We start from the raw sequence: 13,426 nt of genomic DNA, 5'->3' as shown, positions 1-13,426 counted from the left end.
CAGCGACGGTGGGTCAGCGGCAGAGCCGGCCGATCTCCTCCTGGAACCGCTCCATCGGGTTGGCCTCGGCCGGGCCGAGCAGGTAGGTCTTCAGCTCGCGGCGGGCCTCGGTCATCGGGTCGTCGCCGGCCCGGGTGAGCGCGAGGATCTTCTCCAGTTCGCCGCAGTCGACCGAGAGCAGGTACGCCGCACGGGAGGTCGGGTACTCCCGCCGGAACTCGTCCTCGGGCAGCCCGCTCGGATTGGCCACCACGTACGGCCGCTGGCTCTGCACGAAGTCGGAGACCACGCTGGAGACGTCGCTGATCAGCAGGTCGGTCTGGTTGAAACAGTCGAACAGCGCCGGCACGCGGCCGGTGACCACCCGGTGGCCGGGGCCGTCCAGTGAGGTGGCGTCGACGTCGCCGCCGGCCGCCCGGACCAGCGCCACCATCCGCTCGTGCGCGACCTTGGCCTCCTTGGACCGGGAGCCCGTCAGCGGGTGCGGCTTGTAGATCAGGCGGACCGCGGGCGAGGTGGCCAGCAGCCCCTTGACAATCCGCTCCCCCATCAGCACCAGCGAGGTGTGGTACGGGTCGTCGTCCAGCCAGCCCTCCCAGGTGGGTGCGTAGAGGACGGTGAACGGCCGGTCCTCGGCCGGCGCCCCGAAGGTGTGCACGCCGGCGAGCTGCGGGCGTCCGATCTCGGCGATGTCCTCGTCGCGTACGCCGACGCCGGCCCGGGCGTAGCGCTCCCGGCCGGCGAGGCCGGCGACCCACACCTCGTCGTACACCTTGCTGTAGGGGTTGACGCTGGCCTGCTTGTCGCTGTCACCGTGACCGACGAAGACGTGCTTCATGCCCGGCTCGCGGAGCAGGTGGATGTTCGCGCCGACGTTCGCGGCGTAGAGCGCGGCCCGGACGGTGCCCAGTTCGAGGTTCATGAAGTCGACCCCGGCCGGTACGCAGACCACCGGCAGCCGGGTGTCGGCCAGTTCGAGGAATGCCTCCTTGCTGCGCATCAGCACGACGCCGCGCTGGTCCAGCGCCTCGGTCGGGGCCAGCCACATGTTGGCCTGGTAGACGTCCTTGGCGGGGCCGGCGAAGTAGAGCGCCACCTCGGGCCGGTAGCTGTCCAGCCAGCGCTGGAGCACCGGCAGCACCGGGCTCTTGCCGGTGCCCCGGCCGCTCAGCCAGGTCAGCGCGATGATCCCGCCGACCACCGCCGCCAGGACGGCCGCCACCGCGGCGACGACCAGGACCGGAGCGGCGTCGTCCTGGACCGCGCTCACCACGGCGGCCGGGACCAGCAGCACGTTGACCACGGCCAGCGGCACGCCGGCGAGGTCGGCGGCCCACTGCGGCGGGCGCGGCGCGGACCGGATCGGGCCCAGTTCGATGTTGCGGACCAGCGCGGAGATCGGGTTCCGGCGGTCGATCATCGTGTTGAGCGCGCCGGAGAAGACCGCGATCACCCACACCGCGGCCGGCAGGAGCAGCAGCCAGGTCACCTCGGCTCCGGTCAGCCGGACCGCCGCGGCGACCAGCAGCACGGTGGCGAGGTCGCGGCTGAGCTGCCGGTAGCCCCGGTTGAGGCCGACCTTCTCCAGCAGGATGTCCGACGGCGGCGACCACCGGGAGAGGGCGAACTCACCGACGACGGCGGCCAGCCCGGCCACGGCGAAGACGGGCACCCAGCCGAGGGCGCCCGCGACGAGCATGACCAGGTAGGACAGCACCAGCAGCGCGCCACGGGCGGCGATGCCGATGCGTTCCATTAACGTGCCGAACAACTAGTACGCTCCCTACAAGATCGATCACGGGCGATACCCCTGGTCGTCGGCGTCACGCCGCGACGTGGGGTGCCTCCGCCGCGCCGAGGCCGGCGCGACGGGGCTACGGGTGATTGCGACCTTAACGCGAGTGAATGTCCCGGCGTCGCTCGGGTGTCGAAGGCCATGATGGTCGCTTCCGCGGCACCGGCTCCCGCGACACCGCCGACCTGACTCCTCGGTACGCTCAGCCGGCCTCCCGGTAGCAGGTCATCGCCCCCGGCCCCTTGCGCGCGGCGAACTGCTCGAAGCCGAGGTCGACGACGGTGTCGCGGGCGTACCGGTTGCCGTTGTAGACGCAGATGGTGCCCACCCCGACCCGCTGCACCGCCGTGGCCACCTGGTCCGCGGAGGGCTGGATCTTGCCGTCGGCAAACTGCGCGAGCAGCAGCCGGTCCTTGGCGAAGTCCGAGTTGAGGTCATACTCGACCAGGTAGAAGTCGCGCGGCAGGACCACCCGGACCTCGCTGGTGACGATCAGCGAGGTCCGCATGATCACCGAGGGGGCGAGCAGGAGGCCGTCCGGCCGGTCCTGGTCGGAGATCCAGAAGGCGATCTTCTGCCGCTGCTGGGGCAGCTTCCAGGTGGGTCGATCGTGCGTCTGGACCCAACTCTCCGGCGACCACATCGGAGTGGCCCACACCGCGAAGCAGACGACCATCGCCGCCGCGACCACGGCCCCGACCGCACGGCGCAGCAGCGGCGTGAGTGCGGGGACGTCGACCGTGCAGAGCAGACCGATCAGCGTCGGCAGGGCCAGCAGCCAGGGCACCCGCCACAGCACGACGGAGATGCCGCTGAGGTCCCCCAGCACCTCCAGCACCCCCGGAACGAGCAGCACGCTCATCGTCAGGGTGGCGCCCGCGGCGAGCAGCGCCGGGGTACGGCGCCGGGCCAGCAGCGGGCCGCACCAGAGCGCCAGGCCGCTGATCACGCCGACAATCCCCACCAGCAGCGTCCGCCGGTAGGTGTACTCGGCGTCGAAGAAGGCGTCGTCCGCGCCGGTCGCGTTCATCCCGCCGAGCACGAGCCGGGACACCACGATCGCGCCGACCGGGTACGCGACGGCGGCCACCCCGCCGATCAGGGCGTCCTTCCAGCGGCCGACCAGCAGCATGGCCAGCCCCGCCGCGCCGACCAGCATCGGCAGGATGATCGCCGAGGTGGTGGTCAGGCCGCTGGCGGTGACCGACAGCGCGAAGACCAGCAGCAGCGACCGGCGGGAGCGGGTGTCGAACCACTCGGTCAGGTAGAGCCACATCAGCGGGATGACCGCCGAGACGAACATGCCCTTGCCCTCGTAGAGGCGGGGCAGGTGGAAGGTGCCGAGTGCGGCGTCCGCGCCGGCCACCAGGTAGAGGTAGGCGACGGCGACGCTGAAGGCGAGCACCGGCCGGCGGGGCGCCCACCGGTGGACCAGCCGCCAGAGCGCCAGGATGGCCAGCACGGCGAGCACCGGCAGCAGCACGTACCAGGTCGCCGAGGCGCCGTGGATGCCGAGGACCCGGCCGAGCGCGCCGGCGAACACCTCGATGGAGGGGGTCGGCGGCTGCGAGCCCATCGCCGGGGCGACGTTCTCGGTGAACAGGAAGTCGTTGAGCGGCACGATGTCGCGCTCGGCCACCCAGACCGACTTGCCGACGTAGTAGACGTCGTCGGGGGTGCTCCGGGCGATGAACAGCGAGGAGATCCCCACCCCGACCGAGACGAGCAGCGCGTACGCCGACTGGAGCGCGGTCGGCGCGGGCGCCGCCGGCACGGGCGCGGGCCCGGCCAGCCAGGCCCGCCGGGTCAGCAGCATCACGCCCACGGCCGCGACGATCCCGGCCACGGCCGGCACCCACCAGGAGATGCCGTCCCCGGCCGGGGTGCCGGCCAGGCCGGCGGTGATCGCCGCCACGGCGGCGGCCGCCACGACCGGCAGCACCCAGCGGCGCGGGTGACCGGCGGGGGCCGGTCCCTGCTCCACCGGCGGCGACGCGGTGGCCGTGCCGCTGCGACGCCAGACGCGCACCGAAGCCCAGCCGGCGAGCACGACACCGCACGCCACCCAGATCAGGAAGGTCACCGACGGGCGCAGGCGGAACAGGAACGCGGCGTGGTAGAGCACGGTCCACAGGGCGAAACCGAGCACGCCGGCGTTGGTGACGGCGGCGGGCGCCGCGGCGATCAGGGCGGACAGCCGGCGCCGGCCGGGCGCCTGCGGGCTCTCGGGAGACGCGTCCGCGGAGGCGGGCCGCTCCGCGACGGCAACGTGGTCGGCGTTCGACACGGGTCGTCCTTGTCGTTGTGTGGGCGATGTGCGCGAAAGACGTGCGGCGGGCGGCGGCGCCACGGGGGGCTGCCCTGCTCCGGTCCGGGTTGCCAGACTAGCCGGAACCGCCCTTTCGTGATGTCCGGCAGGTGTGCGTGGCGGTGACGTGTCGGTGGCCAGCCGCCCGTTTCGGGTCAGCCGGACACCGGCGCCTCGCGCTGGCGGGGCAGCGCCGGTGCGGCGCCGAGGCCGGCCGCGACCGCCTCGGCGAGGGTGTCGAGATAGCTGTCGGTGAGCGGGGTGCGGGCGATGGCGAGCCGCCAGTAGAGCGGCCCCACGATCAGGTCGACCGCGGCGTCCGGGTCGGTGTCGGCCGGCAGTTCGCCACGCGCGACCGCCCGGCCGATGAGCTGGCCGCCGATCTCCTGCTGCTTGCTGCGGAGCACCTGCTGCAGGGTCTGGTCGATGATCGGGTTACGGGCCGCCTCGGCGAGCAGGTCGGGGATGATCTGCGAGGCCAGCGGATGGCTCAGCGCGTGCGCCACCACCTGGAACAGCAGCGCCAGGTCGCCGCGGAGGGTGCCGGTGTCCAACGCGGGCAGCTTGCTGCCGGCGGCGGCGACCACGGCCTCCAGCACCAGGTCGAGCTTCGAGCTCCACCGCCGGTAGATCGCCGTCTTGCTGACCCCGGCCCGGCGGGCGACCGCCTCGATGGAGAGCCGGCCGTAGCCCACCGCGGCGAGTTCCTGCATCAGCGCGCGCCGGATGGCCCTGGTGATGTCGCCCCGGAGCACCGCGGCGCCGGCCGGCGTACGCCTCTTCTCGCTGGTCATCGGGGACTCTCCGCACCTGTCACGTGGGCCAATGTAGCGCAACGACGGTACGGTTGCGTCCCGACGTGTTTTGGACTACCGTCCACGCAGCGACGAGGCGGCCTCCGCGCACAGCTCCCTCTAAGATCCCATCGTCGCGCGCATCCCGTTGGCACGAAAGATCGGAGCGCCCTTCCATGGCCGACACCGCGCTGGTCGACCCCGAAACGGGCCTGACCCAGGCGCAGCTGGCCGCCCGGCACGGACTACGGGTCGCCGGTGAGCGCCCGTCCCTCGCCGAATACAGCCGCCGGCTGTGGTCCTACCGGCACTTCATCGCCGCGTACGCCAACGCCAAACTCGTCGCCTCGTACAGCAACGCGAAGCTGGGTCAGATCTGGCAGGTGCTGACCCCGCTCACCAACGCCGCGGTCTACTACCTGATCTTCGGCGTGGTGCTGGCGCAGAACGAGATCCCGAACTTCATCGCGTACCTGACCACCGGCCTGTTCATCTTCAACTTCACGCAGAGCGCCGTGCTGGCCGGCACCCAGTCGATCAGCAGCAACCTCGGGCTGATCCGGGCGCTGCACTTCCCCCGCGCCAGCCTGCCGCTGGCCGCCACGCTCACCCAGTTCCAGCAGCTGCTGGCCTCGATGATCGTGCTGGTCGGCATCGTGCTGGTGACCGGCGAGCCGATCACCCTCAAGTGGCTGATGATGGTGCCGGCGCTGCTGCTCCAGGCGGTCTTCAACGCCGGCATCGTGCTGCTGGTCGCTCGGATGGGATCGAAGGCCAGCGACCTGAAGCAGGTCATGCCCTTCATCCTGCGCACCTGGATGTACGGCTCCGGCGTCCTCTACAGCGTCAGCCTCTTCGAGCGGCTGCCGGCGTGGGCGACGACGGTGGTCCAGTTCAATCCGATGCTGGTCTACATCGAGCTGGCCCGCTACTCCCTGCTCGAACAGGCGCCACTGCTCAACGAGTCGCTGGCCCGGCTCTGGCTGGTCGGCGTGGCGTGGGCGGTCCTGGCCGGTGTCGGGGGCTTCATCCACTTCTGGCGCGGCGAACAGGAGTACGGCCGTGGTTGACCAGTTCGAGGCGTCCAACGACGTCACCGTCACGCTGCCCCGGCTGACGGAGCGGATCCCCACCGTGGTGGTGGACGACGCGCACGTGATCTACCGGGTGCACAAGGGCGCCGGTGGGGGCAGCACGCCGGTGGCCGCGCTGCGGCGGCTGGTGAAGCGCTCCTCCGCGCCGAACATCCAGGAGGTGCACGCGGTCAAGGGGGTCTCCTTCACCGCGTACCGGGGCGAGGCGATCGGGCTGATCGGCAGCAACGGCTCCGGCAAGTCCACCCTGCTGCGCACCATCGCCGGCCTGCTGCCGGTGAACCGGGGCGCGGTCTACACGCAGGGCCAGCCCTCGCTGCTCGGCGTGAACGCCGCCCTGCTCAACGACCTGTCGGGTGAGCGGAACGTCACGCTCGGCTGCCTGGCCATGGGCATGACCCCGGACGACGTGGCCCGGATGGCCCCGGAGATCATCGAGTTCTCCGGGATCAACCAGCGGGGCGACTTCGCCAGCCTGCCGATGCGGACGTACTCCTCGGGCATGGCGGCCCGGCTGCGGTTCTCCATCGCCGCCGCCAAGAAGCACGACGTGCTGCTGATCGACGAGGCGCTCGCCACCGGCGACAAGGGCTTCCGCAAGCGCAGCGAGCAGCGGGTCCGGGAGCTGCGGGAGGACGCCGGCACGGTGTTCCTGGTGAGCCACCAGCTCTCCTCGATCCGGGACACCTGCGAACGGACGATCTGGCTGGAATCGGGCGTGCTGCGGATGGACGGGCCGACCGACGAGGTCATCCGGGCATACGAGGCATTCTCGAACGGGAAGTAGAATTCCCGGCGAAACGGTACGACACCGACATGGCGCCCACGGACCGCGTCGCCCCGTTGGGGCGGCGCGGTCCGCGCGTTAAGGTTCAACCCGTCGCCACTCGGGCGCAATCTTTCGTTCAGGCATCCCGGAAGTGAGGATCGGCAATGACGCAGGACCACACCACTGGCCCGGACGCCACACCGGAGGCCCCGGCGCCGTGGCGGCCCTCGCGGACGGTGGCGGTGGTGCTGGCCGGCGGCACCGGGACCCGGCTCGGCCTGGGCATCCCGAAGCAGCTGCTGAAGATCGCCGGTAAGCCGATCATCGAGCACACCCTGGCCGTCTTCGAGGCCGCGCCGGAGATCGACGAGATCATCGTGCTGATGGCCACCGGCCACGTCGCCGACGCCCAGCAGATCGTCGACAAGGCCGGCTTCCGCAAGGTCGGCAAGGTGATCGAGGGCGGCGACACCCGCAACGCCACCACCCGGATCGCGCTGGACGCGGTCGGCGAGGGCGACGTCAACATCCTCTTCCACGACGCCGTCCGGCCCCTGGTCAGCGCCCGCATCGTCCGGGAGTGCGTCAACGCGCTCTGGACCTACTCCGCGGTCGACGTGGCGATCCCCTCGGCCGACACGATCGTCCAGGTCGACGAGAACGAGTGCATCACCGACATCCCGGTCCGCGCCACGCTGCGCCGCGGCCAGACCCCACAGGCGTTCCGCTCCGGCACCATCCGTGAGGCGTACCGGCGGGCCGAGGGCGACCCGGACTTCGCCGCCACCGACGACTGCGGCGTGGTGCTGCGCTACCTGCCCGGCACGCCGATCAAGGTGATCGACGGCTCGGACGAGAACATCAAGGTCACCCACCCGGTCGACGTGCACCTTGCGGACAAGCTCTTCCAGCTCGCCGCCGCCCAGGCGCCCAAGCTGACCGACCACCGCAGCTACACCGAGGAGCTGACCGGCCGCACGATCGTCATCTTCGGCGGCAGCTACGGCATCGGCCACGACCTGGCCGAGCTGGCCCGCCGCTACGGCGCCCAGGTCTTCCCGTTCAGCCGCTCCTCCACCGGCACCCACGTCGAGCGCGCCGAGGACGTCGAGGCCGCGCTGAAGACCGCCTTCGAGGCCACCGGCCGGATCGACCACGTGGTGGTCACCGCCGGCATCCTGGAGAAGGGCTCGCTGGCCGAGATGGACCAGGAGGCCATGGACCGGGTGCTCCAGGTCAACTTCGTCGGCCCGGTCATCGCCGCCCGGCAGTCGCTGCCGTACCTCCAGCAGACCAAGGGCCAGCTGCTGCTCTACACCTCCAGCTCCTACACCCGGGGCCGGGCCCAGTACGCCCTCTACTCCTCCACCAAGGCCGCCCTGGTCAACCTGACCCAGGCCCTGGCCGACGAGTGGGCCGAGTTCGGCGTGCGGGTCAACTGCATCAACCCGGAGCGCACCGCGACCCCGATGCGCACCAAGGCCTTCGGCGAGGAGCCGGAGCACACCCTGCTCGCCGCCGAGACGGTGGCCCAGTCGTCGCTGGACGTGCTGATCTCCGACCTGACCGGCCAGGTGATCGACGTACGCCGGGCGCCGGGCGAACCGGCCCCGGTGCCGGCGCAGCCCACGGCTGCCGACCAGGACCGGCTGGCCGGCGCCGTCGACGCCGGCTGACCCTCCGACCCGGAGACGAGGGGGCGACATGCGTGGTGACCTGGTCAGGAAACTGATCGCACGGTGCCTGACCACCGGCCTGGCCGTGGTCGCGTTCCTGGTGGTGGCGCTGACCGGCGCCACCGGCTGGGGTCTGGCGCTGGCGGTGGCCGCGCTGGTCGCGGCCGCGGCGGAGCGCCGGGTCCGGCCGGGCGCCGACATCGGCGCCGAGTCGGTGCTGCTCGCCGCCGGGATCCTGGTCGGGTACGCCCGCCGCCTCGACGGCGGCTTCGACCCGACGCTGACGCTCACCGCGCTGGTGCTGCTCGGCCTGGTGCTGCTGGTCGGGCCGCTGCGTGAGGCCGGCAACCTGGAGATCCGGGCGGCGAACCTGCCGGTACGCACCTGGACCCCGCTGGTGGCCGCGCGGCTCGGCGGCGCGCTGCTGGCGCTGCTCGGGGTGGTGGCGGTGGCCGCCGCGCTCACCCTGCCCGCGCTCGTCGCGCTGGCCGCCGGCCTGCTGGTGACCGGCGCCTGCGCGGCGGTCGGGCTGGACCTGGCCCGCCGGCGGTTCCGGCCGGCGGCCGGGGGCGGGCCGGTGGCCCGGGCGCTGCGGGCGCACCAGCCGGAGTTCGTGCTCTACTTCTCCGCTCCCCCCGGCTCGGAGTACCAGGTCACCATGTGGCTGCCGTACCTGGAGCGGCTCGGCCGGCCGTTCCTGGTGCTGCTACGGGAGCCGGAGTTTCTGCCGGCGGTCGCCGCCGCCACGAGCGCCCCGGTGGTCCACTGCCCGACGCTCAAGGCAATGGACGAGGCGCTGGTGCCGAGCCTGCGGGTGGCGTTCTACGTCAACCACGGCGCGAAGAACAGCCACTGCATCCGGTTCTCCCAGCTCACCCACGTGCAGCTGCACCACGGCGACAGTGACAAGGCGCCGAGCGCCAACCCGGTCTCGGCGATCTTCGACCGGATCTTCGTGGCCGGTCCCGCCGCCGTCGAGCGGTACGCCCGCGCCGGGGTGGAGATCCCGGCGGAGAAGTTCGTCGTGGTCGGCCGCCCGCAGGTCGAGGCGATCGAGGTACGCACCGAGCCGGTCACCGGCCGGCCGAACCCGACCGTGCTCTACACCCCGACCTGGACGGGGCACCACGCCGACGCCAACTACTGCTCGCTGCCGGTGGCCGAGACGCTGCTGCGCCGGCTGCTGGACCGGGGGGCGACGGTGATCCTGCGCGCCCACCCGTACACCTCGCAGAACCCGGCCTCGGCCCGGCAGCTGGCCCGGCTGACCGAACTGCTGGCGGCCGACCGGGCCCGCACCGGGCGGCAGCACCTCTGGGGCGCCGCCGCGAGCGGCGAGCTGTCCCTGGTCGACTGCGTCAACCGGGCCGACGCGCTGGTCTCCGACGTCTCCGGGGTGATCTCCGACTTCCTCTACTCCGGCAAGCCGTACGCGGTGACCGACATGGGCGTGGACGGCGATGACTTCGTGGCGCGGTTCCCCCTCGCCGGCTCCGGCTATGTGCTGCGGGAGGACATGTCCAACGTGGACGACGTGCTGACCCGGCTGCTGGACACCGATCCGCTGGCGTCGGCCCGGTGGCAGACCCGCCGCCGCTACCTGGGCGACTTCCCCGCCGACTCGTACGCCGAGGGGTTCCTCGCCGCGGCCCGGCGCGAGCTGGAGCCGGGCTGGAACCCGCCGGCGCCGCGCGCGTCGGAGGCCGTCCCGCGCGACGACGCCGCCGTGTCCCGCACCGCCTGAACGCCCGGCCGTCCGCCACCGCTCACAGGTACGGGTCGAGCAGGGCCAGCACCGCCGCCGGGTCCTCGACGTGCGCGTTGTGCCCGAGGCCGGGCAGCGTCACGACGGGCACGCCCAGCTCGGCGAGCTGCGCGTCGCTGACCATCGGGTCGTGCTCGCCCCGGGCCAGCAGCACCGGGACGTCGGTGGCGGCCAGCAGGGCCGGCAGGTCGGGCGCGCCGACCGCGAAGGCGGCCGGGTCCATGGCGAGCCGCCAGCGGCCGTCCTCGGCGCGCAGCCCCGCGTCGACCACCGGATGGTCCGGCGCGAACAGCCCGCCGAGGCCCGCCACCTTCAGGTAGCGGCGGGCCGCGTCGTCCCGGGTGGCGAACCAGGTCACCGGGCGCTGCGCCAGCTCGCGCGCCTTCGCCAGTTCGGCCGGCGACCAGACCGCCTTGATGCCCAGTCCGACGACCGCGTCGACCGGGAGCCCGGCGTCGCGGGCGGCGAGCGCCAGCGCGACCACGCCGCCGAGGGAGTGGCCGAGGATCACCAGCCGCTCTGTCGGCCGCGCGCCCTCGCCCACCGGACCGAGCCCGACCGCGACCTGCCCGGCGAGCCCGGCGAAGGAGTACCCGGGCAGTGTCGGCGAGAAGCCGTGCCCGGCCAGGTCCGGCGCCAGCCAGCGGCCCGGCCAGCGGTGTTCCAGCAGCGGCGCCCAGGGCAGCCAGACGTCGCCGGTGGCGCCCATCCCGTGCAGCAGCAACAGCAGCCGGCGGGTACCCGAGTCGTCGGTCATGGGCCGCAGTGTGCCACCGTCGTGCACGGGGTCCGCGAGACTTGGAGACGGCGACGGGCGCCGGCTCCCCCGGAGGGCAGCCGGCACCCGGATGGCCTGACGGATCAGGCGGAGCAGCCGCAGGTGGCGATCAGTTCGCGCCCTGCCTCGGGCCAGCGCCATCGGTGGTACGGCAACTGGTAAGGGACCGCCGACAAACCAACATCACGATAGGGTCCGATGCCAGGATGGGCGGAGCAGCCCATGGGACCAGCCCCGGATGGGAGCTTTTCTTGCGTTCAAGGCACTGGCCGGCACGGATGGCGGCACTCATGATCGTCGCATTCACCACGCTCCCGAGCGCGCCTGCGTCGGCGCGTTCGACCGAGCCCGGCGACACTGCGGTCGCGGCGGCGGACCGAGTCCTGCGGGTCTACAACAACAACATCGAGAACCTGGTCGTCAACAACCCGGACGGGACGTGCACCCGGATCTCCGGGCCGGATCACCTCACCTCGATGCTCGTGGACGACAACGGCGCGACGGGCACCGCCGGCGTGGTGGCGCCCGACATCCTGATCGTGCAGCAGGTTCGCGGCACCGGCCAGGCCGAAGCGTACGCCGACCAGTTGTCGGCCAAGTTCGGCTATCCCGCCGGCACCTATGGGGCAATCGTGGCCTGGAGTGACCCGGAGCCGTGGGGCAGCACCCACAATTGCAGCTCGCAGAGTCTCGGTGACCTCAAGAAGAAGCAGACCAACGGGATCATCTGGAACACCAGGACCCTCAGCCTCGCCTCCGGCGACATTTCCAAGTACTGGAGCGCTGGCTGGCTGAAGCCGGGCACGGCCTACAACAACGGCGCCGGGTGCACCCTGTACAAGCCGCCGAACAGCGACCCGGACACCACCGACTACTACAAGTGGAAGCGTACGAGCGCCATCGCGGCCAGGTTCACCATCAAGGCGACCGGCACCACAGTGTTCGCCGCCACCATGCACCTGCCGCAGGAGAACCGGCAGAATGCGTGTGCGGGCGATGGCTACACCGGAATCGCCAACACCGGCATCCACATTGGCGCCGACGCCACCAGCCTGATGAGCGCGTCGACGATCCGGGTCGTGGGGATCGACGCCAACCGCACGGGCATCGCGCCGACCACGCTGAGCGGCTTCGGCATGACCGGCTACGGATCGAAGGCGACCAACGGCTCGAGCAAGATCGACTATCTCTTCATCGAGGGCAGCGTGCGGCCGTCGAGCATCGACCACACAGTGAGCGGAACCAAGTCGAATCACCTCGCCCTGCACGGCTTCATCAACTACTGACACCGCGGTCGACCGCCCGCGCTCGGACGGTCGCGCCGGTGCACCACCCACGCGTCCAAAACGCCTCGGACGCCGGGCCGGAGGGAGCCGGCGCCCGAGGCGCGGGGACGGGATCAGGCGGAGTAGCCGCGGGTGGCGATCCAGTTCGCCAGGTCGATGGTGCTCATCCAGTACGACGGCAGGTTCGGGTTCGCCGAGTCGGCGATCCGGACCGTCCGGCCGCCGTTCTGGTAGCCGACCACGGCGATGTAGTGGCCGCCCGGGAAGGAGTGCCAGCCGCCGTCGGTGTCGGTGGCGGTGCCGGCGATGTTCGCCACCACGCCCCGCCGGTCGTTGATCGCCGCGATCACGTCGGCCTGGAGCTGGTCGATCTGCGCCGAGCTCGGGGTGCCCGCGAACATCCGGGTCCGGTACGGGTTGCCCTTGACGAACTGGTTCAGGCCCCGGGTGGTGTCCAGCGCGGAGTTGGTGCCCATCTCGGTGGTGCCGAGGGGGGCCTCCAGCTCGTACTGGGTCCGCTCGATGCCGGCCGCGCTGAGCGCGTTGCGCACCGCCGCCGGACCGCAGTTGTAGTAGGTGGTCTGCGCCTGGTAGTCGTAGTTGAGGACCTTGGTCGACGGCGGCTTCGGGGCTGCCGTGCGGGTCAGGTCCGGGTCCGCCGTGGCCTTGGCGGCGCTGGGCGACGGCGAGGCGCTGACCGAGGGCGAGGCGCTGGCGGACGGGGTGGTGGCGACGCGGGCCTCGCTGCGGGTGGCGACGTCGTCCAGCCGGGGCGCCACCTCGGCGACGGCAGCCGAGGCCTGCTGGGCGGCGGGCGCCTCGCCGGTGGACAGGGTGGCGGCGCCGGAGACCAGCACGAGCGCGGCGGCCGAACCGGCGACGAGCTGGTACGGCCGCTCGGTGGCCAGCCGGCGCAGCTGCCGCTTCAGGGGGTGCTTCACGTGTTTTCCTCCACGGTACGAGGGCGGGAGCGGCGTGCCGGACCGGCGCGTGACGGGATGTCACCCGCGGTGTGAGGACCGGTGTGGGGGCCGCTCGGCGGGGTGCGCCCGGTCAGTGGCCGGGCGGCGGGGTGGATGCCGGGATCAGCGCGCGAGGGCGCGGCGGACCGGCGGGAGCACCCCGGTACCGAGGTGGGGAGAGAACCGAGGGATGCGAGCG

10 protein-coding genes are annotated in these 13,426 nt (G+C 72.2%); 5 read left to right on the top strand and 5 right to left on the bottom strand.

Translation table 11 applies throughout. The annotated features are described in order from the left end of the window. Positions 1-13: 13 nt before the first annotated feature. From AB0I41_RS06680 to AB0I41_RS06670, 3 genes are all read right to left on the bottom strand, one after another. A complete protein-coding gene (locus tag AB0I41_RS06680) occupies positions 14-1,771 on the bottom strand; it encodes a CDP-glycerol glycerophosphotransferase family protein (RefSeq protein WP_357102612.1) in 1,758 nt (585 codons plus the stop codon). Positions 1,772-1,997: 226 nt separating this feature from the next. Continuing rightward, complete coding sequence (locus AB0I41_RS06675; protein WP_357102610.1) at positions 1,998-4,082, bottom strand: DUF6077 domain-containing protein; 2,085 nt, start codon at positions 4,080-4,082, stop codon at positions 1,998-2,000. Between the two features lie 176 nt (positions 4,083-4,258). Continuing rightward, positions 4,259-4,858: a TetR/AcrR family transcriptional regulator gene (locus tag AB0I41_RS06670; protein WP_357102733.1), complete on the bottom strand. Its 600-nt coding sequence runs from the start codon at positions 4,856-4,858 to the stop codon at positions 4,259-4,261. Between the two features lie 215 nt (positions 4,859-5,073). Between AB0I41_RS06670 and AB0I41_RS06665 the strand changes: the two genes are divergently transcribed. From AB0I41_RS06665 to AB0I41_RS06650, 4 genes are all read left to right on the top strand, one after another. Further along, on the top strand, positions 5,074-5,967 hold the full coding sequence (locus AB0I41_RS06665; RefSeq protein ID WP_357102608.1) for an ABC transporter permease: 894 nt from the start codon (positions 5,074-5,076) through the stop codon (positions 5,965-5,967). Beyond that, positions 5,960-6,778, top strand: coding sequence for an ABC transporter ATP-binding protein (locus AB0I41_RS06660; RefSeq protein ID WP_357102606.1), 819 nt, complete (start codon positions 5,960-5,962; stop codon positions 6,776-6,778). The genes AB0I41_RS06665 and AB0I41_RS06660 overlap by 8 nt, the downstream gene beginning before the upstream one ends. A 146-nt stretch (positions 6,779-6,924) precedes the next feature. Continuing rightward, on the top strand, positions 6,925-8,436 hold the full coding sequence (locus tag AB0I41_RS06655; RefSeq protein ID WP_357102604.1) for a bifunctional cytidylyltransferase/SDR family oxidoreductase: 1,512 nt from the start codon (positions 6,925-6,927) through the stop codon (positions 8,434-8,436). A 28-nt stretch (positions 8,437-8,464) separates the two neighbouring features. After that, positions 8,465-10,180: a CDP-glycerol glycerophosphotransferase family protein gene (locus AB0I41_RS06650; protein WP_357102602.1), complete on the top strand. Its 1,716-nt coding sequence runs from the start codon at positions 8,465-8,467 to the stop codon at positions 10,178-10,180. 22 nt (positions 10,181-10,202) lie between these two features. On the opposite strand, the gene AB0I41_RS06645 is transcribed toward AB0I41_RS06650, so the two are convergent. Then, positions 10,203-10,958, bottom strand: a complete 756-nt coding sequence (locus tag AB0I41_RS06645) for an alpha/beta fold hydrolase (RefSeq protein WP_357102600.1) — start codon at positions 10,956-10,958, stop codon at positions 10,203-10,205. A gap of 299 nt (positions 10,959-11,257) precedes the next feature. On the opposite strand from AB0I41_RS06645, the gene AB0I41_RS06640 reads away from it, so the two are divergent. Continuing rightward, positions 11,258-12,265, top strand: a complete 1,008-nt coding sequence (locus tag AB0I41_RS06640) for a hypothetical protein (protein ID WP_357102598.1) — start codon at positions 11,258-11,260, stop codon at positions 12,263-12,265. A gap of 113 nt (positions 12,266-12,378) precedes the next feature. On the opposite strand, the gene AB0I41_RS06635 is transcribed toward AB0I41_RS06640, so the two are convergent. After that, positions 12,379-13,206, bottom strand: a complete 828-nt coding sequence (locus tag AB0I41_RS06635; protein WP_357102596.1) for a C39 family peptidase — start codon at positions 13,204-13,206, stop codon at positions 12,379-12,381. Positions 13,207-13,426: the final 220 nt, after the last annotated feature.

The sequence above is a fragment of the Micromonospora sp. NPDC050200 genome (genome assembly GCF_040656135.1).
In the GTDB taxonomy this organism is placed as follows: domain Bacteria; phylum Actinomycetota; class Actinomycetes; order Mycobacteriales; family Micromonosporaceae; genus Micromonospora.
This window is presented reverse-complemented; position numbering and strand designations above follow the sequence as displayed.